Source organism: Sagittula sp., assembly GCF_052825245.1.
This window is the reverse complement of the sequence record NZ_JBRBWD010000016.1, coordinates 44,430-64,746: the sequence shown is the minus strand read 5'-3', so window position 1 is coordinate 64,746 and position 20,317 is coordinate 44,430. Positions and strand designations below refer to the sequence as shown.

Sequence of the window (20,317 nt, the reverse complement as noted above, 5' to 3'; positions counted from 1 at the left end):
GTAGGGTGCGTGATTCACGCACCGGGTTGTCCGGATAGGCTGGTGAATGGTGCGTGCATCACGCACCCTACATCGTCGTAACCGCGCCCGGCAGGAAACGCGCGCCCCGATGCACCGACGAGAACGGCCAATCCTCGGGACGTGTTACCAAGCCGTGTTTCACCGGGTTGATCCAACAATACCGGATCAATCGCGCAAGCTCCGCATCGTCGCGAACGTGGTGCTCCCAAAACCGTCTTTGCCAAATCCCGCGTTCACCGCGCGCCACGTGACTGGCGCGCCGTTGGCCCTCAGGCAGACCGTGAGAAAACCGGGCCTTGATCAATCGCCACCGCATCCCGTAATCGCGATCCCCGGCAGGCAACTGCCAGATGCAATGGATGTGGTCCGGCAAAACCACCCACGCCTCGATCCCAAAAAGATGATCCCGCTTCGTTTGCCGCACCGCCTCTCGCAACCGATCTACCTCGCGCACCAACAGGTCATCTCCGCGCTCTGCCAGCGTCACGGTAAAGAACACGGTCGCGCCTGTGACATTGGGTCGAATGTATCGGGACATGCAGCACCCTCCCCGATCATAGTTAACGATCGGTCAACACCGTAGGGTGCGTGTTTCACGCACCAATGCTCCCCCGGGGCTTCGCCAGACTGCCCCCCGGACGGCCCCCCCACCTACCGCCAAGTCCCCCTCCTGACCCCATCGCTCTCCCACGGATCGAACCCCTCCTCCAGCAGCGCCCGCAGCATCCGTGTGCGCACCGCGCCGCCGGCGCCAAGCCCGCGTTCCAGACGCGCGCGGTCCTCTGCGGCCTGTATGCGCTTTGCCGCCGCGTGGGCCTCGTACTCGCGGTTCAGCCCGTCCGCCTTCTCCTCCACCGAGGCGCCCAGCAGCGTGTCCAGCACCTTCACCTGGTAGAAGGGCACCACGGCGCAGCCGACGCGACCACGGCGTTGCAGCCAGAGCTGTCCGCCCGTCTGTTCGACGTAGCGCAGTTGCGCCGCGACGTTCTCCCGGAACTCCGTGATGCTCATTGCCCTGATCTCGACGTCCATGCGCCCTCCGATTCTCCGATGCCGCATCCGGGGCCCCGCGCCCCGGTTTTCGGCCAAAGGTTAACAACCGGCCGGAAAGGCCCCCCGAACCGGCCGGGACTCACCATAAGGAATGGTAAACGGCGAAGGGTTAAGCCACCGGGCGCCCCCGGTTTGACGCAGGTCAACGCACAGATGAGAAAACCGGAATATACGAGATGTGGTAGGATTAACCCGATTTCAGGAGGTCTGAATGTTCCGCCTCGCCAGCATCCTCTACTCGCTGATCTCCACCTCGGTGGCCGGCAGCCTCATCATCGCGGCCCTCGTCGCGGGCTACGACACCCTCACCCCCATCGTCATCGCCGCGGCCATCGGTTTCGTGGTCTCGCTGCCGCTCTCGTGGTTCGTGGCCAAGGCGCTCTACGGCCCGGCAAAGCCCACGTAACTCAACGGCTTAGCGCATCCAGCAGGCCGTCCGCGCAGGCCTCAACCAGGTCCAGCGCGCCGTCGAAATCGCGGGTGTAATAGGGGTCCGGCACCTCGGTCCAGCCGGAGCCTTCGGGCGCGAAGTCGGTGAAGAGCTTCACCTCCGCGCCCCCCTCCGGCCGCATCCGCCGCAGGTTGGCCATGTTGTCCGCATCCATGGCAACGATCAGGTCGAAGTCGCCGAAGTCCTCCACCCGGACCACCCGCGCCCGCAGTTCGGAGAGGTCGTAACCCCTTGCCTTGGCTGCGTTTTGCATCGGTCCATAGGGCGGCTCTCCGGCGTGCCAATCGCCCGTCCCGGCGCTGTCGAGATCGAGGTTAATGCCCCTCTGGGCGGCCTTAACCCTCACCACCCCCTCGGCAGAGGGGGACCGGCAGATGTTGCCAAGACAGACGAAGAGGATACGCTGGGTCATGCGGCGACTATGCCGCGCGAAATCCTCACGGACAAGTCCATGACACAGAACGGGAAAATCGTGATCCTCACCGGCGCGGGCCTGTCCGCCGAAAGCGGCCTCGCCACCTTCCGCGACGAAGGCGGCCTCTGGTCGCAGCACCGGATCGAGGACGTCGCCACCCCCGAGGCCTTCGCCCGCAACCCGGATCTTGTGCAGGCCTTCTACAACGCCCGCCGCGCCCAGTCCCGCACCGCCCACCCCAACGCCGCCCATGACGCGCTGGCGCGGTTGCAGCGGGACTACGGCGGAGAGGTCGTCATCGTCACGCAGAACGTCGACGGCCTGCACGAGAAGGCGGGCGCCCGGGTGATCCACATGCACGGCGCGCTCGATTCGGCGCTGTGCCACCGCTGCGATCACCGCTGGACCGCCCCCGACACGATCGACCGGGACACCGCCTGCCCCGCCTGCGAGGCCCGCAGCGCCCGCCCCGATGTCGTCTGGTTCGGCGAGATGCCGTACCACATGGACGAGATTGCGGAACACCTCGAAACGGCTGACATCTTCGCCTCCATCGGCACGTCGGGACAGGTCTATCCCGCTGCGGGATTTTCGCAGCTGGCGTCGGAATACGGGGCGGAGTGCATCGAGCTGAACCTCGAACCCACGTCAAACGTCTTTCACCAGCGGCGTCTCGGTCCGGCGACCCGGACCATTCCAGCCTGGGTCGAAGAGCTTATAGGCAGGTGAACGGGGCGGGCGGCGCCGAAGCGCCGCCGAACCTTCTCAGTTTCCCATGGGCATACCGGCCCCGTGGCCGCCCATGTCCTCGCGCTCCAGATCGACCGGGATGTCCACGACCACCTCGCCCGCCTTCTCGAAGGTCAGCGTGACGGTCACTGTGTCGCCCTGTGCCATCGGGCGGGTCAGCCCCATGAACATCACGTGATCACCGCCGCGGGCCAGCGCGTGCATGTCACCGGCGGGCACGGCAAAGCCCTCTTCGACGTGCATCATCTTCATGACGCCCTCGCCCATGTCCTTGTGGGTGTGCAACTCGACCCGCGCCGCGATGTCGGAGGCGGCAGCGATCAGGCGGTCGTCCTCGGACCCGGTGTTGCGGATCACCATGAAGGCGGCCCCGGCCTTGGCCGTGGGGCTCGCGGCGCGGGCATAGGCGTCCACGACCTCGATATCGGCGAAGGCGGGGGTGGCAAGGATCAGCGCAACCGCGCCTGCCAGAACGGATTTCATCATTTTCAGTACCTTTCCATTTGATGTTCAGACTTGAAATCAAAGGGAAAGCGGCGGCCCCCGCGCGGTTGCGGACGGCCTGTCGGCGCTGGTCAGGGCGGTGTCCCGCACATCGCCTGCAAAGGCCTGCCAGACGAACGACACACCGTCCTCCGCCCCGGCCAGACCGGCCGAGGCGAACAGCGCCATCATGCCGTCGTCGCAGAGGTGCACATGGCCCACCGCGTGCCCGTCGGCGTCCACGGCGACCTTGACCACGGTTAGGCCGCGGCAGATCTCCACCAGGCCCACAGGCGCCGCCTGACCACGCGCCACACCGGCCGCGAAGCCGGTCATCGCCAGCACCACGATCAGCAGGGGGGCCAGAAGCCCGCGGGTCAGGGACATCATCCGTGTCATGCGCGCCTTATAGCCGGGCGGTTCGGGCGCGTCATGCGACAAAAGCAAACGACCCCGGATGTCTCCACCCGGGGCCGCTGCAATCGTCCTGCAAAGGGATCAGGCGGTTGCCTGTGCCTTCGCGATCTCTTTCTTGACCTTCAGGGCGCGGTCGGACAGCTCGGTGTCCTTCGCCTTGGCCAGGAACTTGTCCAGGCCACCGCGGTGGTCGACCGAACGCAGAGCATGCGCGGAGATGCGCAGCTTGACGCCGCGGCCCAGAGTCTCCGACTGCAGGGTCACGTCGTTCAGGTTCGGCAGGTAACGCCGCTTGGTCTTGTTGTTGGCATGGCTGACATTGTTGCCAACCATCGGGCCCTTACCGGTCAGTTCGCAAACACGCGACATCGTTTCGTCCTCATTGTCAGTCGGCCAGAGCCTTGTCAGCCCCATACCGCGCCAATATCAAAGGGCGCCGCCCGTTTGAGGGAAGGCGCCCAGAATCTCGTTCTGCGGCTTCTAGGCATATGGAGCGGAGTCGTCAAGCCCTCTCCGTCAGGGCCTCTGCCTCGGCGTCTGCCCGTTGCGCCAGACCCTCGCGACCGCGGTAGCGGGCCACCTGCGCGAGGTTACGCCAGTAGCTTTCGGACCGGCGCCGGACCTTGCGGTGCACCCTGCCGATTTCACGCGGATCGGCAAGCCCCTCGGCCAGTCCGGTCTTCAGCCAGTCGAAGCGCCCGCCCTGCCGGATCGCCCGGGTCGCCGGGTGCCCGCCACAGGGCAGCATGACCAGCGTCAGCTGCGGGAAGAGCGCGCATATCATCCGCCCGTGTTCGACGTCCCTGTTCTTGAACGGATCGACCAGCACCGCGCCGCGCACCTCCGTCGTGCGCCCCTCCAGATTACCGAGCGCCCCGTTCCAGCCCTCTGCCTCCGCCCGGTAGCGGCGGTCGAAGGGCACCACATCCGGGTCGATCGACACCTGCGGAGAGATCGCCAGCAGCCGGTCGACCTTCAACGTGCGGGCAAACCGCAGGGCACCGTAGCCGCCCATGGAAAACCCCATCGCCACCACCTCGTCGTAGCGGCCGACAAAGCGTGCGAGGGCCGCCTCGAGCGCTTCCGTCTCGTCGTTGATGAACCAGTCGTTGTCCCGCGACTGGATGTGCACATGCGCGAAGCTGCGGGTCACAAAGCCCATCACCGGGCGCGGCGTGTCGAAGCTGCCCGGGTCGCCGACACGTTGGCGGAAACTGACGAACAGCTTCTTCCTCCGGGGCCGAAAGACCGTCGCCTTCAGGCGGGTCCCGTCGAACACCGGATGCGGCTTCATTGGCCGAGGTGCTCCTCCAGCATCCGCCGGGCGGCGAGGCCGGGCGACAGGTTCCCCGCCGCGACCTCTGCCGCAAGCTCCGCCATTGCCTGCTTCGGCCCGGGTTCGCGCAGGCGGGCCAGCAGGCCGTCGCGCACCTCCGCCTCGAACCAGAAACGCGCCTGTTCGGCCCGGCGCGCGTCGAAATGGCCGTTTTCCCGCCGCCAGTCCGCCAGCGCCGTCATCTCGGACCAGGCCGCGTCCAGCCCGTTCCGCTCGATGGCAGAGACGGTCATCGCCTTCGGGAAGCCCTGCGGGTCCTGCGGCCGCTTCCTGAGCAGCCGCAGCGCCCCGGAATAGTCCGCGCAGGTCCGCACCGCCTGCCGCTTCAGCTCCCCGTCCGCCTTGTTGACCAGCAGGATGTCGGCCATTTCCATGATGCCGCGCTTCACCCCCTGCAATTCGTCGCCGCCCGCGGGCGCCAGCAGCAAAAGGAACAGGTCGCACATTTCGGCCACCATGGTCTCCGACTGGCCGACGCCGACCGTTTCGATCAGCACCACGTCGAAGCCCGCCGCCTCGCAGAGATCAATCGCTTCCCGCGTGCGGCGCGCAACACCGCCCAGCTGGCTTTGCGCGGGCGAAGGACGGATGAAGGCGTTGCGTTCGCGCGACAGCCGCTCCATCCGGGTCTTGTCGCCGAGGATCGAACCGCCCGAGCGCGCCGAAGACGGGTCCACCGCCAGCACCGCCACCTTCAGGCCCTTTTCGATCAGCATCATCCCGAAGGCTTCGATGAAGGTCGATTTCCCGACACCCGGCGTTCCGGACAATCCGATTCGCAGGGCCTGACGCTCACAGCCCGCCAGTTCCCCCAAAAGCTGCGATGTCGTTTCCCGGTGCTCCGTCCGGGAGCTTTCGGCCATCGTGATCGCCTTTGCGAGGGCCCGGCGATCCCCGGCCAGCAAAGCCTCTTTCATCGCCTGGAGTTGAGCGCCCTGCCCGGCCTCTGCAACCTTCACCACCTGCATTCGCCTTTCGTTTTTCTTCCGTTCCGCGAAACCGCGATGTCCCACAACCGGGTGCCCGGCCCCGAAAGACCCGACCGCCTGCCGGGTCAGCCTCTGCGACGAAGTAAACGCAAACGCCGGGCGGAGTGAACCTGTCCGTTCATACCATCGTGGAAAAACTGAGGCGACCCGCCTCCCTTGCCTCAACACACCGCGTGTGGATAAGGGGCACATGTCCCAGACCCTGCCCATCGACGCCGCCCTGCCCGAGCTGATCGCCGCCCTGCGTGCCAACGGCCGGGCCGTCCTGCAGGCCCCGCCCGGGGCGGGCAAGACGACGCGCGTGCCGCTCGCCCTGCGCGACGCGGGCCTGACCGAGGGCCGGATCGTCATGCTCGAACCCCGCCGGCTGGCCGCGCGCGCCGCCGCGCAACGGCTGGCCGAGCAACTGGGCGAACAGCCGGGCCAGACCGTCGGCTACCGCATGCGCGGCGAAAGCGCCGTGTCGAAGGACACCCGCATCGAGGTCGTGACCGAGGGCATCCTGACGCGGATGATCCAGTCCGATCCGGAGCTTGACGGCATCGGCGCGGTGCTTTTCGACGAGTTTCACGAACGCTCCCTCAACGCCGATCTGGGCCTCGCGCTCTGCCTCGAAATCGCGGGCGCGCTGCGCGACGACCTGATCCTGCTGGTGATGTCCGCCACGCTCGACGCCGCCCCGGTGGCCGAACTCATGGGCGCGCCGGTGGTGACATCCGAAGGCCGCGCCTACCCGGTGGAGCCCGTCTGGCGCGACACGCCCTTGCCGAAACAGACCCGCTTCGACACCGCCATGGCCGACCTGATCATGAAGGCCCATGCCGAGACCGAGGGCGGCATTCTCGCCTTCCTCCCGGGCGAAGGCGAAATCCGCCGGACAGAGGCGCTGCTGAAGGGCCAACTGCCCACCGGCACCCAAATCCGTCCCCTCTTCGGCGCCATGGACCTGAAGGACCAGCGCGCCGCCATCCGGCCGGAAACGGACGGACGCAAACTGGTGCTCGCCACCTCCATCGCCGAAACATCGCTGACCATCGAGGATATCCGCGTCGTCGTCGACGGCGGGAAAGCACGTAGGGCGCGCTTCGATCCCGGCTCCGGCATGTCCCGGCTGGTGACGGAGCGCGTGACCCGCGCCGAGGCCACGCAGCGTGCCGGGCGCGCCGGGCGTGTCGCCCCGGGCACCGCCTACAAGCTTTGGACGAAGGGTGAGGAAGGCGCGTTAAGCCCCTTCCCCCCGGCAGAAATCGAGGCAGCCGACCTGTCGGCGCTGGTGCTGGAACTGGCGCTCTGGGGCTCGGAAGACCTGCCCTTCCTCACACCGCCGCCCCCGGGCGCACTGTCGGAGGCGCGCGCGCTGCTCGAAATGTTGGGCGCGCTGGACGCCGAGGGCCGGATCACCGCGCACGGGCGTCAGTTGTCCACATTTCCGCTGCACCCGCGGCTTGCCCATATGCTTCAGACCTGCGGTGCATCCGCCGCTGAAACGGCCGCACTCTTGTCGGATCGCGATCCACTCACAGGAGCATCCACAGACTTGTCCCTGAGGCTGGAGGCGCTGGCCGATCCGAGGCGCTTTCAGGAGACCCGCGCCATAGGTCTGCGCCGCCCCGCGCTCGACCGCATCCGGCAGGAAGCCCGGCGGCTCGCCAAGAGCACGAGGATAAGTGCCAAATGGGCTGGAACGGCAGGGGAATCCCGGGATACCGACAGGCACTGGTCCGCGGCGGAAATGGCCGCCCTCGCCTACCCCGACCGCATCGGCCTCAGACGCAAGGGAGACGCGCCGCGCTTTCAGTTGTCGGGCGGAAAGGGCGCGGTGATGGACGAGGCCGATCCGCTGGCCGGCGAACGGCTGATCGTCGTGACCGACACGGACGGCAACCCGCGCGAGGCCAGGATCCGGCAGGCCATCGCGATCTCGCTGTCCGAAGTGCGCACGCTCTTCGCCGACAGCATCGGCTGGGTCGATACATGCGCGTGGTCAAAACGGGAACGTCGCGTGGTCGCCCGCCGCCAGGAACGGCTGGGCGCCATCGCGCTCGACGACCGCGTCTGGAAGGACGCCCCCACGGATGCGATCTCCAGGGCGATGCTTGACGGCGTCCGGGACCTCGGCCTTGCACTATCCGGACCTGTCCACAGGTTCCTCGCCCGCGTGGCGCTGGCCCGCGAGGCCGGACAGGATCTGCCCGACATGTCGCCCGAGGCGCTGATGGACGACCTCGAAGACTGGCTCCTGCCCTACCTCGACGGGGTGAAGACCGCCGACGACTGGAAGCGGTTCGACCTGCTGCCCGCGCTGCGCGGACGGCTGGACTGGGGGCAGATGCAGGCGCTCGACGCAGCGGTCCCGGCGCATTTCACCACGCCGCTGGGTCGGCAGATTCCCATCGACTACTCCGGCGATCATCCGGAAATCTCGCTCAGGCTGCAGGAAATGTTCGGCCAGACGACACACCCGATGGTCGGGCGCACACCGCTGAAGGTCACGCTGCTGTCACCGGCACAGCGCCCGGTGCAGACCACCATGGACCTGCCCGGCTTCTGGTCCGGATCCTATGCCGACGTGCGCAAGGAAATGCGCGCTCGCTATCCCCGCCATCCCTGGCCGGAGGATCCGACAGAAGCCGATCCCACGCTGCGCGCGAAACCGCGCGGGACGTGAAATCGCCCCGCCAGCGCCGCATTGACCTTGGACCGGATTAACGGATGGCTCGCTAAGTGCCTGTCGCAGATCGCGAAAGGACAGGACATGCCGATGCCCGCCCCCGAACCGCTGCGCTCGTACCTGGGACAGGCGCCGCACCGATTCGAACTCGTGCCGAACCTGCGCGCGGCGCACCGCGGCAAGACCACGGACCTGAACCTGCTGATGGTGCGGGCCCTGGTACTGGCTTTCTTGCCGTTGGTCTGGCTGGTCGCGGTCGTCTGGGCGGCCGAGCAGCTCTTCTGACGGGCCTTGGCGCAGCCGTGGCCCGAAGGACACTCAGGGAAAATTAACCACGGCCCGGTAACGTTGTGACAACGGAAACCGAAAGAAGACGCTGCCTTGACCGATTCCGCGCCCGATCCTGCCGAGCTTCCGCGCCGCATCGGCGCCACCGCCCCCTTCGTCGCCTATCGCGGCCCCCGCAGGTGGGAGGACCAGCACCCGGCGCGACCTCTGGTCTGGGCGCTGGTCTGGACGGTCGTCCCCGCCTTCTGGGCCGGCAGCATCTACTGGCTGGCGCAGGCGGTGTTCTGAGGAAAGGTGCAGGATCTGCGCGCTACAGCGTATCGTGCAGGTGACGGATCAGCCGCCGACGCACCAGCGCATGATCGCCTTCTGGGCGTGCAGACGGTTCTCCGCCTCGTCCCAGATGACCGAATGCGGGCCGTCCATGATCTCGGAGGTGACCTCTTCCTCGCGGTGGGCGGGCAGGCAGTGCATGAACAGCGCGTCATCCTTGGCGTGCGCCATGAGCGCCGCGTTCACCTGGTAGGGGCGCAGCATGTTGTGCCGCCGCTCGCGCGCGCTTTGCGCGTCGTGCATCGACACCCATGTGTCGGCGATCACGAGGTCGGCGCCTTCCACGGCCTTGGCCGGGTCGCGCTCGATGGTGATCTTGCTGCCCTGCTGGCGCGCCCAGCCGACGAATTCCGGCTCCGGGTCGAGCTGGACGGGCCCGGAGAAGGTCAGGTCGAAGCCGAACTGCCCGGCCGCATGCAGGAAGGAGGCGCAGACGTTGTTGCCGTCGCCGCACCAGACCACTTTCTTGCCGGCGATCGGGCCGCGGTGCTCTTCGAAGGTCATCACGTCGGCCATGATCTGGCAGGGGTGCGTGCGGTCGGTCAGCCCGTTGATGACCGGGACGGAGGCGTATTCGGCCATCTCCTCCAGCACGGATTCGTCGAAGGTCCGGATCATGATCATGTCGACGTAGCGCGACATGACGCGGGCGGTGTCGGCGATGGTCTCGCCGTGGCCCAACTGCATGTCGGAGCCCGACAGCACCATGGTCTGCCCGCCCATCTGGCGCACGCCCACGTCGAAGGAGGTGCGCGTCCGGGTCGAGGGTTTCTCGAAGATCAGCGCCACCATGCGGTTCTTCAGCGGCAGTTCTTCGTCGGGTTCAACCTTCGGCTTGCCCTTGCGCGCGTCCTTTACGGCCCGGGCGTTGTCGATGATGCCCCTGAGGGCATCCTTGTCGGTCTTGTGGATGTCGAGGAAGTGGTTCATCGGTCGAATTCTTTGCTCTTGCGGAGGAACCGGGGCGCTGCCCCGGACCCCGAGGGTATTTTTGCCAAGATGAAGATCAGGCGGCTTCGAAGGCGGTCGCGGCCTTGTCGAGGCGGTCGAGCGCCTCGGCGATTTCCGCCTCGGTGATGTTCAGCGGCGGCAGCAGGCGCACGACGTTGTCGGCGGCGGGCACGGTGATGACCTCTGCGGCGTAGCCCGCCTTCACCACGTCGGCGGCGGCGGCCTTGGCGGTGCACTTGAGACCCAGCATCAGGCCCATGCCGCGCACCTCCTCGAAGGTGTAGGGGTGGGCGGCGATGAGCCCTTCGAGCTTCTGGCGCAGGAGGCCCGCGCGGGCGTTCACCGTCTCGAGGAAGGCCGGGTCGGAAATCCGGTCGATCACCGCCTTGCCCACGGCGCAGCCCAACGGGTTGCCGCCGTAGGTCGATCCGTGGGTGCCCGCGACCATGCCGCTGGCGGCCTCCTCGGTGGCCAGCACGGCGCCCAGCGGGAAGCCGCCGCCGATGCCCTTCGCGACCATCATGATGTCCGGGGTCACGCCCGCCCATTCATGCGCGAAAAGACGTCCGGTCCGGCCGACGCCGCACTGAACCTCGTCGAGGATCAGGAGCACGCCCTTTTCGTCGCAGAGCGCGCGCAGGCCTTTCAGGCACTGGTCGGGCAGCGGGCGGATGCCGCCTTCGCCCTGCACCGGCTCGATCAGGATCGCGGCGGTCTTGTCGGTGATCGCGGCGTGCAGCGCATCATGATCGCCCCAGTCGAGGTGGATGAAACCGTCGAGCACCGGGCCGAAGCCTTTGACCATCTTTTCCGACCCGGAGGCCGCGATGGCCGCGGAGGACCGGCCATGGAAGCAGCCGGAGAAGGTCAGGATCTCGACCTTTTCCTTCTCGCCCTTCTCGTACCAGTATTTGCGGGCCATCTTGACCGCCAGTTCGCAGGCCTCCGTGCCGGAGTTCGTGAAGAACACCGTGTCGGCGAAGGTGACCTCGACCAGCTTGTCGGCCAGCGCCTGCTGCTGCGGGATCTCGTAGAGGTTCGACACGTGCCAGAGCTTCGACGCCTGCTCGGTCAGCGCGGCGACCAGATCGGGGTTGGCATGGCCCAGGGCGTTCACCGCGATGCCGCTGCCGAGGTCGAGGAATCGGCGCCCGTCCTCCTCGATCAGCCAGGCGCCCTCGCCCTTCACGAAGTGCAGGGGCGCGCGGTTGTAGGTCGGCAGAACGGAAGGGATCATGGCTCATGTCCTCTGGAAATAGAGGTCCGATTGGTGGCAAGCCCACAGGCTTTAGTCAAGACGGACCGGTTCTCGGGAAGGTGACGCAGGACGACGGGCGCACCGGAAAGGCACGCGGAGAAGAGCTCAGGCTCGTCGGATGATCGTCTTTTGCATCATGGCGCGTCTTTGACCGGTTCCGGCGCGGAAAGCAAGCGATTTGAGAGGGCGGCCCTGTTCAGCGCGCGGCGAAACCGGCGGCGGCGCGCAGGAAGATGTCTGCGCCGGTGCCGATCAGTGCGTCGGGGAAGTCGTAGTCGGGGGCGTGCAGCGGCGGGCAGGTTTCCCCCGCCCCGAGGAAGAGCATCGCCGCCGGCATGTCCGCGCCGAAGCGGCCGAAGTCCTCGGAGGCGCGCATGGGCATTCCTTCGGACACGCGGCGGCAGCCTTGGGTGACGCGCTCCAGCAGGGCGACGGCCTCCGGCGCGTTCACGCAATGACCGAAGGCCTCGTGCACCGTGATGTCCGCGGTCAGCCCCGTGGCGGCCCTTGCGACCAGCGCGCGGGCCTCCGCCTCCAGCGCGGCCATGCGGTCGTCGAGGAGGGTGCGCAGGGTCACCATGATCTCGCCCTCGCCCGGGGCCACGCCGAAGGCCGGCACGCCCAGCCGGGCGTGGGTCACGGTCGCCAGCCGGAAGTCGGGATGTTCGGTCGGCAGGTCGCGGCTCAGCGCGCCGAAATCGGCGATAAGCCGGGCCAGCGCCAGACCGGGAGAGACGCCCTTTTCCGGCTCTGATGCGTGGGCCGTGCGTCCCCAAAGGCGCACGCGCAGCCCGCGCGAGGCGCAGTTGACCGGCCCCTCCTTCAGCGCGACGGCGCCCAGCGGCAGGCCGGGCATGTTGTGCAGAGACACCGCCATGTCCGCGCCGAGCGTGTCGAAGCGGGCATCCTCGATTACCGCGCGGGCGCCCTGCCCGGTTTCCTCGGCGGGCTGGAACAGCAGGATCACGCGCGTGTCGGGCGGCTGCCGCGACAGGACGCGGGCGACGGCATATAGCACCGCCATGTGTCCGTCGTGACCGCAAAGATGCGCCACGCCCGCGCGTTCGGAGCGCCACGCGGGCTGCCCGGTCTCGACGATCGGCAGCGCGTCCAGCTCGCAGCGGATCAGCAGGCCACGGTCGCCCGTGCCGAAGGTGGCAGCGACGCCGGTGCCGCCGAGGCCGGTGGTCAGCGCGGCGGGCTGGAGCGCCTGCAGGTGGTCGGCGATGATCGCGGCGGTGGCGGATTCCTCGCCCGAGAGCTCGGGCGCGCGGTGCAGCCTGTGCCGCAGGTCGCGCGCGGCGGCGATGTCCTCTTGCGTGACGCCTGTCATGGCCGTTCTCCCCGGTTGCCGTTGTTTGCGGTCATCCCATCACGGCGGGCGAACGGGTGCAATAAGCGCGGCCCTTGGCGCTTACGGCATGACCGGCCCTGGAACCGGATCAGCGCCGTGTTGGCGGCGATCCCCAGCCCGGCCACCAGCGGCAGCGGCAGCGGATGCCGCACGAACAGGACGCGCACTTGGCAAGACCTCCGAGAACTGCACGGCCGACTGGGGCAGACGCGCTCAACAGCCGGTTGACCGCCGCTCCCCAAAACCAAGTGGCACTTACCCCCCGAACGGGTCCTCCGGGTAGCCGACACCTGTCAGGTACAGCCCTTGCGGCGGGCAGACCGGCCCACAGGCGGCGCGATCGCGGGCCTCCAGCGCGTCGCGCACCCGTTCGGGCGCCCAGGCTCCGGCGCCGACGCGCTCCAGCGTGCCGACGAAGGACCGCACCTGGTTGTGCAGGAAGGACCGGGCGCGCAGAGAGAACCGGACCTCCGGCCCGGCGGGACCGTCCACCGCCTCGATCTCCAGCGAATCCAGCGTCTTGACCGGCGATTTCGCCTGGCACATCACCGACCGGAAGGTGGTGAAGTCGTGCCGGCCTACAAGGAAGGCCGCGCCCGCGCGCATCGCTTCCACGTCGAGCGGATGCATGACCCGCCAGACCTGCCCCTCTTCCAGCGTGGCAGGCGCGCGCCGCATCAGGATGCGGAACAGGTAGCGCCGTTCCACCGCCGAGAACCGCGCGTGCCAGTCGTCGGCCACCCGCGCGCAGGCCCGGATCGCCACCGGCGCGGGCTTCAGATGGAAATTCAGCGCTTCCGACAGCCGGAACGGATCCCAGTCCTTCGCCATGTCGCACTGCGCCACCTGCCCGCGCGCATGCACACCCGCATCGGTGCGCCCCGCCCCGGCGATGGTGAACGGGCCGGGCTCCAGCCGCGCCAGCGCCTCCTCGATGGCCTGCTGCACCGAAGGCTGCGCCGCCTGGCGCTGCCACCCCGCAAACGGACGGCCATCATATTCCACGAGCAATGCATATCTTGGCATGTGCGCCGCTTAACGCGGCCCGCGGGCGGCGTCTACACCCGCGCGACCGGCAAGACCCAGCAAGACACTGGCAGCGGCCGCCTCTGCACCCTAAGTTCAGAACGAACAACTGCAAAGGCTCCCATGGTCCTGACCACTCTCGCCGACGGCCTCGCCCGGGGCATCGACAGCGCAACCAGCACGATCTCGGAGACCTTCTTCGAACCCACCCTGCGCCTCGGTGTGACCGGGCTGTCGCGGGCCGGGAAAACGGTGTTCATCACCTCGCTCGTGGCGAACCTGATGGACCGCGCCCGGATGCCGGGACTCGTCGCCCAGTCCGAGGGCCGCATCCTCACCGCCTTTTTGCAGCCGCAGCCCGACGACACCATCCCACGTTTCGACTACGAGACCCACCTCGCCGCGCTCACCGCACGCGAACCGCGCTGGCCGGACAGCACGCGCGCCGTGTCCGAACTGCGCCTGTCGCTGAAGGTGCGTCCGCAGGGCCTCCTGTCGGGGCTGCAGGGGCCGCGCACCCTGCACCTCGACATCATCGACTATCCCGGCGAATGGCTGCTGGACCTCGGCCTGATGGAGAAGTCCTACGCCCAGTGGTCCGAACACATGCTGGACCGCATGACCCGCCGCCCCGATCCCGGCGGCTTCCTGCCCATGGCCACCACCGAGGCGGCGGAGGCGAAGCTCGACGAACCCGTGGCGCAGCGTCTGGCCAAGGCCTACACGGAGGCGCAGAACGCCGCCCGCCGCGACGGCTTTTCCGACTGCGGGCCGGGGCGCTTCCTTCTGCCCGGCGACCTGGCCGGCTCCCCCGTCCTGACCTTCGCGCCTCTGCCGCCGGTCAGTGCATCGCGCGGCTCGCTCTACCGGGAGTTCGAGCGCCGCTTCGACGCCTACAAGTCCCGCGTGGTCAAACCCTTCTTCCAGGACCACTTCGCCCGGCTCGACCGGCAGATCGTGCTGGTCGACGCGCTCGGCGCGATCCATGCAGGCCCCCGCGCCGTCGAGGACTTGCGCCGCACGCTGGCCGACATCCTGACCGCCTTCCGCCCCGGCGCCTCGTCCTTCCTGACGCAGCTCTTCCTCGGACGGCGGATCGACCGCATCCTCTTTGCCGCGACCAAGGCCGACCACCTGCACCACACCCAGCACGCCCGCCTGACGGCGGTTATGGAGGCGCTGACCCGCGACGCCCGCGACCGCGCACGCTTTGCCGGGGCCGACACGCAGGCCCTGTCGCTCGCCGCTCTGCGCGCCACCACCGAAGAGGTCATTGCCCACGAGGGCCGCGACCTGCCCTGCGTGCGCGGCACCCTGCTGGACACCGGCAAGCGCGCGGCCTTCTATCCCGGCGAATTGCCGGAGGATCCCGCGCACCTGCTGTCCCCTGCCCGCGAAGGCGCCTCCGAATGGCTGGGGCAGGATTATTCCATCATGTCCTTCGCTCCCGCACCGCTGACGTTGAAACCCGGCGAGGGCCCGCCGCACATCCGCCTCGACCGCGCCGCCCAGTTCCTGATCGGAGACCGCCTGTGACGATGACTGCCATGACCCGCGAACCCACCTCCTCCCGCAACGAAGGGGGACCGGACGAGCCGAACCCCGACCTGCCGCCGGAGCAGCCCCCCTCGGAAGAGCCGGGCACGCCCGCCCCCGACCTGCCCGATCCGCGGCCCGAAGAGGTGCCTGACGCGCCCGAACCGGACCTGCCGCCGGACAGACCCCCCGAGGAGGTCCCCGGCGACCTGCCGGGCGTGCCCGATCCTTCCGATCCCGGCCACGACCTGCCGCCGGACGCACCGGACGAAGTGCCCGGCACGCCCGAACCGGACCAGCCCGGCAACCCGACGGAGATCCCGGGCACCCCGGCGCCGGACCTGCCGCCGCAGGAGATCCCCTCGGAGGTCCCCGGCCTGCCCGGCGACCCCGGACCTGCGCCCGGTCCGATGCCCGGTCCGATCGTCAGCCTGCGTCCGGGCCATCCGCTCGACGCGGGCCGTGTCGGCGACATGATCACCCGCGCGGTGGCCGGCCAGCCGTGGATGCCCCGGCTCCACACCGGCGCCGAGGACATCGCCCACGCGGGCCGCATGATCGACAAGGGCTGGGTCACGGTGGCCGAGGTCGACTACACCCCCGCGGGCTTCATCGCCCGCGACGGCGGCTACATCCACGGCCTCTACATCGCCGCCGAGGCGCAGGGCAGCGGCATCGGCACCCTGCTGCTCGACGACGCCAAGGCGAAGTGCGACAGCCTCGAACTCTGGACCCTGCAGGCCAACCGTGGCGCGCAGCGTTTCTACCGCCGCGAAGGGTTCCGCCCGGTGGAGGAATCGGACGGCGACCACAACGAGGAAGGCCTGCCAGACATACGCTTCCTCTGGACACGTGCGGACACGGCCGAGGACGACACCGGGGACAAGGGCAAGACCGCCGAAGGCGGGACGGCCGGGGCATCCGGCACTGGCACCGGCAAGGACGCGAAGGCCACGTCCGACAGGAAAGACACCACCGGCTGACCGCACCGTCCGTATCGGGCCGCCGGATTTCGCGGGCCGGATTTCGCAGGCCGAAACTCACGGGCCACCCTTTAGGTGCCCGCTTCAAAGGGAGAGTCGCGCCACGCGCGACGGGGCCATGCCCCTCCGCTCCACCGCTTCAGGATCCAGACCATGACCGACACGCGCAAGGGCCCCGTCCTCATCGACCTCGACGACGACAGCGCCGCCCCCTCCCCGTCAGAGGTTCCGCCCGTCCCCGACCTGACCCCGCCGCCCGAAGGGGCGGCCATGGCCACCGTCGCGGCCCTGACCACCCGGCGCGTCTCCACCCTCGCGCGCTGGTTCTGGCGCCTGCTGGCCGCGCTCGTGGGGACCTTCGTCTCCATCGCCGCGTGGAACTTCGCCACCGGGCTGATCGCCGCCAACCCGGCGCTCGGCTGGGCGGTGACCGCGCTCCTTGCCGCCTTCCTGCTGGTCTGCGTGGCCATCGTGGTCAAGGAACTCTCCGCCTTCGCCCGCCTGTCGAAGATCGACTCCCTGCACCGTCAGGCTGACACCGCACTGGCCGAGGACGACCTGGCCCTTGCTCGCGACCTCTCCGACAGGCTGGTGGGCCTCTACAAGGGGCGCGAGGACACGCGCTGGGGCCGCGACCGCTTTGCCGCCCGCCGGGACGAGATCTTCGATGCCTCGGGCCTCATCGCCCACGCCGAAAACGAACTGCTCGCCCCTCTCGACCTGCAGGCCCGGCGCGAGGTGGAGGCCGCCGCCCGGCAGGTCGCCGCCGTCACCGCGCTGGTGCCGCTGGCCCTTGCCGACGTCGCCGCCGCGCTGACCGCCAACCTGCGGATGATCCGCCGCATCGCGGAGATCTACGGCGGGCGCTCCGGCACTCTGGGCAGCTGGCGGCTTACCCGCGCGGTCTTCTCGCACCTCGTGGCCACCGGCGCGGTGGCGGTGGGCGACGACATGCTGGAACCGATCTTCGGCGCGGGAATCCTGGGCAAGCTCTCCCGCCGCTTCGGCGAGGGCATGGTCAACGGCGCCCTCACCGCCCGCGTGGGCGTCGCCGCCATGGAGGTCTGCCGCCCCCTGCCCTTCGGCCCGGGCAAGCGGCCCTCCGTCCGTTCCATCGTGCGCTCCTCGCTGAGCGGGTTGTTCCAGCAGGACAAGGGGCGCACCGCCCCGTAGGGTGGGGGTTCCGCGCGGCACGCGCGGGTCAGCCACCCCTGCCCAAAAGTCAGGAAACCCACCGGTTCCCAAGCCGCGCCCGGCGTGATTGAGTGCGCCACGAACAATCGGAGCGCAGCGCGTGGAAGCCCTACTCGTCCTCGTCGGCATCATCTTCCTGGCCCTGCCGGTGGTGGTGATCGTCCTCATCGTCCGGCAGGCCCGCCTGTTCCGGGAACTGGCCGAACTGCGCCAGAGGGTCGACACCCTGACCGCTGGTCGGACACCCTGGCGGGACCAGCCTAACCAAGCCCTCGCCGCCGCAGCGACGCCCGCGCCCGCCGTCACCGAACGCCCTGCAGAGCCGGAAACTGAGCCCGCGCCGGCACCGCAGCCCCAACAACCGCCCCAACCCGCGGCGCCGCCCCGTCCGGCCCCCGCCCCCGAACCGAAGGGCCCGTCCATCGCGGCGCGCCTCACCGGCTGGCTCGCGCAGAACTGGTTCTACGCAATCGCCGCCGTCTCCCTCGCGCTGGCGGGGATCTTCCTCGTGCAATACGGCGTGGAAACCGGCCTGCTGACCCCGCGTGCCCGGGTCGCCGCCGCGCTCGTCTTCGGCGCCGCCCTGATCCTCGGCGGAGAGCGAATCCGCCGCCGCTCCGGCGACACGGAGGACAGCGCCACCGCCTACCTGCCCTCCACCCTCTCGTCCGCCGGTCTCGTCTCGCTGATGGGCGGCGTCCTCGCCGCGCGGCTGCTCTACGGGTTGATCGACCCCGGTCCGGCGCTTGCGCTGCTCTTTGCCACGGCCCTCGGCGGGCTGGTCCTCGGCTGGATCAACGGGCCGCTTCTGGCCGCCATCGGGCTTGCGGGCGGGTTCGCCGCGCCCTTCCTCGTCGGCGGGCAAAGCGATCAGCCGGAATGGCTCCTCCTCTACTTCGCGCTCCTCGCCGCACTCGGCCTCGGCATCGACACGCTGCGCCGCTGGGCCTGGGTCTCTGTCCTGGCGCTCGTCGGCGGATTTGCCACCGGCGCGCTGCTCCTGCTCGCCGAACCGACCGAAACGATGGCCACCGCCTACGCCGTCCACGCCACGCTGCTGGCCGTGCTGGCGATCCTGATCCCGGCGCGCGGCCTGACGCCCGATCACGCCGCGCCCTGCCTCCTGCAAGCACTGGAAAAGGCCCGCCCGGCCTTCCCGACGCTGCTGGCCGCCGGTGCCACGCTGGCCGCCACCCTCGTGCTGCTCAGCTCGGCCACCTTCGGCCTCACCGCATGGTGGACAGCACTGGCCCTCGCGGCGCTCCTCGGCGCGGCGCTGGCGCTCTGGTCCCACAAGGCGCCCGGCCTTCAGGACCTCGCCGCCCTGCCTGCCGCCGCGACCCTCCTCCTCCTGCTGGCGCCAGAGCTGAACCGCGCCGTCCTGACCGCGCTCTTCGCCACGCTCGACGCGCAGGAAGGTCTGACCGAACAGCGCCTGCCGCTCACCGTCACCCTCGCCATGCTGGCGCCTCTGGTCCTGACGCTCGCCGCCGCGCTGCGCAGCCTGAAGGGCGACCCGTTCAAGGCGCACTGGGCCGCCGCTGCCGCCCTGATCGCCCCGCTGGGCGGCCTCGCGCTCGAAGTCACGTGGCAGCCCGCCACTCTCATCGGCGCTTGGCCCTGGGCGCTGCACGCACTGGCGCTCGGCGGGCTGATGACCGCGCTCGCCGCGCGCTTTGCCCGGATCGACGGCACGGACCGGCTGCGCGCCGCGCTGGCCACGCTTTCGGCGCTCGCCTGCCTCGCCTTTGCGCTGACCGTGATTCTCACCGATGCGGCGCTGACCCTCGCGCTGGCCGCCACCGTGCTGGCGGCCGCCGCGCTCGACCGGCGGTTCGACCTCGCGCCGATGACCGGCTTCATCACCGCCGGGATCGCCGCCCTGGGCTACCGGCTGCTGGCCGATCCCGGCCTCGACTGGGCGGTGGAGGTGGGCTTTGCCGAGATGTTCCTCACCTACGGCGGCACGCTGGCCGCCCTGCTCGCCGCCCGCGCCCTCCTGCCGGAGGCCCGGTCGCGCGCGAAGCTCTTCCTCGAAAGCGCCGCGTGGTCAGCGGGCGGCATGACCGCATCGCTGACACTCTACCACCTGATCGAAGGCATGACCGGCCACGCCGCGGGGCAGGAGCACTGGATCACCGGCCTGCACGCGACGATCTGGACGCTGGCCGCGCTGGCGCAGGTCATGCGCATGGGCGGCGGCGGGCCGCTCCGCCTGCTGCGCCTCGCCCTCGCGGTGATCTTCGGCCTCGTCGCGCTGGGGTTCGAGGCGGCAGCCCTCAGCCTCGCCAACCCGCTGTTCGGCGGACAGACCGTCGCGGGCCCGGTGCTGCTCAACACGCTGATCCCCGCCTACCTCCTGCCCGCGCTGGCGCTGGCCGTGGGCGCCGCGCGCCTCTCCGGCCCGAAAGCGCTGCGCATCGGTCTTGCGGTCCCGGCCACGGCGCTGACGGTGTTCTGGGCGGGCATGGCGATCCGCCACCTCTGGCAGGGCGGCGACGCCATGGGGATCGCGGCGGGCATCACCCAGCCGGAACTCTACAGCCACACCGTCGCGCTCCTGCTGGTGGGGGCCGCGCTTTTCACCCGGGCGCTGCAACGCCGGTCGGACCTGCTGCGCCGCGCCGGGATGGCGGTGATCGCCGTGGCGGTGGCGAAGGTGTTCCTCCTGGACATCTCCGGCCTCGACGGGCTGGCGCGGGTGTTCTCCTTCCTGCTGCTGGGGCTGTCGCTGGCCGGCCTCGCCTGGCTGAACCGCTGGGTGCAAAGCCGCCTGCCTTGACCGCGGGGCGTCCGAGCAGGTCTAAC

At 69.3% G+C, this 20,317-nt stretch carries 22 protein-coding genes; 9 read left to right on the top strand and 13 right to left on the bottom strand.

Annotated features, from left to right (window positions below; all coding sequences use genetic code 11):
* Positions 1-67 precede the first annotated feature (67 nt).
* Entirely contained in the window at positions 68-559 is a 492-nt protein-coding gene (locus tag ACU0DV_RS06250; protein ID WP_446240856.1) for an REP-associated tyrosine transposase, read from the bottom strand.
* A gap of 113 nt (positions 560-672) precedes the next feature.
* Positions 673-1,053 carry a hypothetical protein gene (locus ACU0DV_RS06245; protein ID WP_283981056.1) on the bottom strand — a complete coding sequence of 127 codons (381 nt, stop codon included), beginning with the start codon at positions 1,051-1,053 and terminating at the stop codon, positions 673-675.
* Positions 1,054-1,285: 232 nt separating this feature from the next.
* On the opposite strand from ACU0DV_RS06245, the gene ACU0DV_RS06240 reads away from it, so the two are divergent.
* Positions 1,286-1,480: a CTP synthetase gene (locus ACU0DV_RS06240; protein WP_446240857.1), complete on the top strand. Its 195-nt coding sequence runs from the start codon at positions 1,286-1,288 to the stop codon at positions 1,478-1,480.
* A gap of 1 nt (position 1,481) precedes the next feature.
* Here the strand turns inward: ACU0DV_RS06240 and ACU0DV_RS06235 are convergent, their stop codons facing one another.
* Positions 1,482-1,937: a low molecular weight protein-tyrosine-phosphatase gene (locus tag ACU0DV_RS06235; RefSeq protein WP_446240858.1), complete on the bottom strand. Its 456-nt coding sequence runs from the start codon at positions 1,935-1,937 to the stop codon at positions 1,482-1,484.
* A 39-nt stretch (positions 1,938-1,976) separates the two neighbouring features.
* On the opposite strand from ACU0DV_RS06235, the gene ACU0DV_RS06230 reads away from it, so the two are divergent.
* The gene (locus ACU0DV_RS06230; protein WP_283981058.1) at positions 1,977-2,669 is read left to right on the top strand and encodes an NAD-dependent deacylase; all 693 of its coding nucleotides are present in this window, start codon (positions 1,977-1,979) and stop codon (positions 2,667-2,669) included.
* Between the two features lie 36 nt (positions 2,670-2,705).
* Here the strand turns inward: ACU0DV_RS06230 and ACU0DV_RS06225 are convergent, their stop codons facing one another.
* From ACU0DV_RS06225 to meaB, 5 genes are all read right to left on the bottom strand, one after another.
* Entirely contained in the window at positions 2,706-3,176 is a 471-nt protein-coding gene (locus ACU0DV_RS06225) for a copper chaperone PCu(A)C (RefSeq protein ID WP_446240859.1), read from the bottom strand.
* Between the two features lie 36 nt (positions 3,177-3,212).
* Positions 3,213-3,572 carry a hypothetical protein gene (locus ACU0DV_RS06220; RefSeq protein WP_446240860.1) on the bottom strand — a complete coding sequence of 120 codons (360 nt, stop codon included), beginning with the start codon at positions 3,570-3,572 and terminating at the stop codon, positions 3,213-3,215.
* 99 nt (positions 3,573-3,671) lie between these two features.
* Positions 3,672-3,959 carry a 50S ribosomal protein L28 gene (gene rpmB, locus ACU0DV_RS06215; protein ID WP_100929442.1) on the bottom strand — a complete coding sequence of 96 codons (288 nt, stop codon included), beginning with the start codon at positions 3,957-3,959 and terminating at the stop codon, positions 3,672-3,674.
* 133 nt (positions 3,960-4,092) lie between these two features.
* Positions 4,093-4,884 (bottom strand): alpha/beta hydrolase, encoded by a 792-nt coding sequence (locus ACU0DV_RS06210; RefSeq protein ID WP_446240861.1) that lies wholly within the window; start codon positions 4,882-4,884, stop codon positions 4,093-4,095.
* Entirely contained in the window at positions 4,881-5,894 is a 1,014-nt protein-coding gene (gene meaB, locus ACU0DV_RS06205) for a methylmalonyl Co-A mutase-associated GTPase MeaB (protein WP_446240862.1), read from the bottom strand. The genes ACU0DV_RS06210 and meaB overlap by 4 nt, the downstream gene beginning before the upstream one ends.
* Before the next feature lie 211 nt (positions 5,895-6,105).
* Between meaB and hrpB the strand changes: the two genes are divergently transcribed.
* The 3 genes from hrpB to ACU0DV_RS06190 all read left to right on the top strand — a co-directional run bounded on the left by hrpB (position 6,106) and on the right by ACU0DV_RS06190 (position 9,162).
* Positions 6,106-8,583 (top strand): ATP-dependent helicase HrpB, encoded by a 2,478-nt coding sequence (hrpB, locus tag ACU0DV_RS06200; protein ID WP_446240863.1) that lies wholly within the window; start codon positions 6,106-6,108, stop codon positions 8,581-8,583.
* An 87-nt stretch (positions 8,584-8,670) separates the two neighbouring features.
* Positions 8,671-8,871 (top strand): hypothetical protein, encoded by a 201-nt coding sequence (locus tag ACU0DV_RS06195; protein ID WP_446240864.1) that lies wholly within the window; start codon positions 8,671-8,673, stop codon positions 8,869-8,871.
* Positions 8,872-8,967: 96 nt separating this feature from the next.
* Entirely contained in the window at positions 8,968-9,162 is a 195-nt protein-coding gene (locus ACU0DV_RS06190; RefSeq protein WP_100929437.1) for a hypothetical protein, read from the top strand.
* Positions 9,163-9,210: 48 nt separating this feature from the next.
* On the opposite strand, the gene argF is transcribed toward ACU0DV_RS06190, so the two are convergent.
* The 5 genes from argF to truA all read right to left on the bottom strand — a co-directional run bounded on the left by argF (position 9,211) and on the right by truA (position 13,796).
* Positions 9,211-10,137, bottom strand: a complete 927-nt coding sequence (gene argF, locus ACU0DV_RS06185; protein ID WP_446240865.1) for an ornithine carbamoyltransferase — start codon at positions 10,135-10,137, stop codon at positions 9,211-9,213.
* Between the two features lie 76 nt (positions 10,138-10,213).
* Positions 10,214-11,395 (bottom strand): acetylornithine transaminase, encoded by a 1,182-nt coding sequence (locus tag ACU0DV_RS06180; RefSeq protein ID WP_446240866.1) that lies wholly within the window; start codon positions 11,393-11,395, stop codon positions 10,214-10,216.
* A gap of 217 nt (positions 11,396-11,612) precedes the next feature.
* Positions 11,613-12,749: an amidohydrolase gene (locus ACU0DV_RS06175; RefSeq protein WP_446240867.1), complete on the bottom strand. Its 1,137-nt coding sequence runs from the start codon at positions 12,747-12,749 to the stop codon at positions 11,613-11,615.
* On the bottom strand, positions 12,746-12,937 hold the full coding sequence (locus tag ACU0DV_RS06170) for a hypothetical protein (protein ID WP_370314182.1): 192 nt from the start codon (positions 12,935-12,937) through the stop codon (positions 12,746-12,748). The genes ACU0DV_RS06175 and ACU0DV_RS06170 overlap by 4 nt, the downstream gene beginning before the upstream one ends.
* A gap of 88 nt (positions 12,938-13,025) precedes the next feature.
* Positions 13,026-13,796 carry a tRNA pseudouridine(38-40) synthase TruA gene (truA, locus tag ACU0DV_RS06165; RefSeq protein ID WP_446240868.1) on the bottom strand — a complete coding sequence of 257 codons (771 nt, stop codon included), beginning with the start codon at positions 13,794-13,796 and terminating at the stop codon, positions 13,026-13,028.
* Positions 13,797-13,919: 123 nt separating this feature from the next.
* Between truA and ACU0DV_RS06160 the strand changes: the two genes are divergently transcribed.
* The 4 genes from ACU0DV_RS06160 (at position 13,920) to ACU0DV_RS06145 (ending at position 20,291) form a co-directional block, all read left to right on the top strand.
* Positions 13,920-15,332, top strand: coding sequence for a YcjX family protein (locus tag ACU0DV_RS06160; RefSeq protein ID WP_283981071.1), 1,413 nt, complete (start codon positions 13,920-13,922; stop codon positions 15,330-15,332).
* 2 nt (positions 15,333-15,334) lie between these two features.
* On the top strand, positions 15,335-16,315 hold the full coding sequence (locus tag ACU0DV_RS06155) for a GNAT family N-acetyltransferase (protein WP_446240935.1): 981 nt from the start codon (positions 15,335-15,337) through the stop codon (positions 16,313-16,315).
* A gap of 153 nt (positions 16,316-16,468) precedes the next feature.
* Positions 16,469-17,488 carry a YcjF family protein gene (locus ACU0DV_RS06150; RefSeq protein WP_446240870.1) on the top strand — a complete coding sequence of 340 codons (1,020 nt, stop codon included), beginning with the start codon at positions 16,469-16,471 and terminating at the stop codon, positions 17,486-17,488.
* A gap of 121 nt (positions 17,489-17,609) precedes the next feature.
* Positions 17,610-20,291 carry a DUF2339 domain-containing protein gene (locus tag ACU0DV_RS06145; protein WP_446240871.1) on the top strand — a complete coding sequence of 894 codons (2,682 nt, stop codon included), beginning with the start codon at positions 17,610-17,612 and terminating at the stop codon, positions 20,289-20,291.
* Positions 20,292-20,317: the final 26 nt, after the last annotated feature.

Bases quoted from the DNA above. Each gene is read 5' to 3' on its own strand.
- ACU0DV_RS06250 (WP_446240856.1), bottom strand. From the start codon at position 559: ATGTCCCGATACATTCGACCCAATGTCACAGGCGCGACCGTGTTCTTT.
- ACU0DV_RS06245 (WP_283981056.1), bottom strand. From the start codon at position 1,053: ATGGACGTCGAGATCAGGGCAATGAGCATCACGGAGTTCCGGGAGAAC.
- ACU0DV_RS06240 (WP_446240857.1), top strand. From the start codon at position 1,286: ATGTTCCGCCTCGCCAGCATCCTCTACTCGCTGATCTCCACCTCGGTG.
- ACU0DV_RS06235 (WP_446240858.1), bottom strand. From the start codon at position 1,937: ATGACCCAGCGTATCCTCTTCGTCTGTCTTGGCAACATCTGCCGGTCC.
- ACU0DV_RS06230 (WP_283981058.1), top strand. From the start codon at position 1,977: ATGACACAGAACGGGAAAATCGTGATCCTCACCGGCGCGGGCCTGTCC.
- ACU0DV_RS06225 (WP_446240859.1), bottom strand. From the start codon at position 3,176: ATGATGAAATCCGTTCTGGCAGGCGCGGTTGCGCTGATCCTTGCCACC.
- ACU0DV_RS06220 (WP_446240860.1), bottom strand. From the start codon at position 3,572: ATGACACGGATGATGTCCCTGACCCGCGGGCTTCTGGCCCCCCTGCTG.
- rpmB (WP_100929442.1), bottom strand. From the start codon at position 3,959: ATGTCGCGTGTTTGCGAACTGACCGGTAAGGGCCCGATGGTTGGCAAC.
- ACU0DV_RS06210 (WP_446240861.1), bottom strand. From the start codon at position 4,884: ATGAAGCCGCATCCGGTGTTCGACGGGACCCGCCTGAAGGCGACGGTC.
- meaB (WP_446240862.1), bottom strand. From the start codon at position 5,894: ATGCAGGTGGTGAAGGTTGCAGAGGCCGGGCAGGGCGCTCAACTCCAG.
- hrpB (WP_446240863.1), top strand. From the start codon at position 6,106: ATGTCCCAGACCCTGCCCATCGACGCCGCCCTGCCCGAGCTGATCGCC.
- ACU0DV_RS06195 (WP_446240864.1), top strand. From the start codon at position 8,671: ATGCCGATGCCCGCCCCCGAACCGCTGCGCTCGTACCTGGGACAGGCG.
- argF (WP_446240865.1), bottom strand. From the start codon at position 10,137: ATGAACCACTTCCTCGACATCCACAAGACCGACAAGGATGCCCTCAGG.
- ACU0DV_RS06180 (WP_446240866.1), bottom strand. From the start codon at position 11,395: ATGATCCCTTCCGTTCTGCCGACCTACAACCGCGCGCCCCTGCACTTC.
- ACU0DV_RS06175 (WP_446240867.1), bottom strand. From the start codon at position 12,749: ATGACAGGCGTCACGCAAGAGGACATCGCCGCCGCGCGCGACCTGCGG.
- truA (WP_446240868.1), bottom strand. From the start codon at position 13,796: ATGCCAAGATATGCATTGCTCGTGGAATATGATGGCCGTCCGTTTGCG.
- ACU0DV_RS06160 (WP_283981071.1), top strand. From the start codon at position 13,920: ATGGTCCTGACCACTCTCGCCGACGGCCTCGCCCGGGGCATCGACAGC.
- ACU0DV_RS06155 (WP_446240935.1), top strand. From the start codon at position 15,335: ATGACTGCCATGACCCGCGAACCCACCTCCTCCCGCAACGAAGGGGGA.
- ACU0DV_RS06150 (WP_446240870.1), top strand. From the start codon at position 16,469: ATGACCGACACGCGCAAGGGCCCCGTCCTCATCGACCTCGACGACGAC.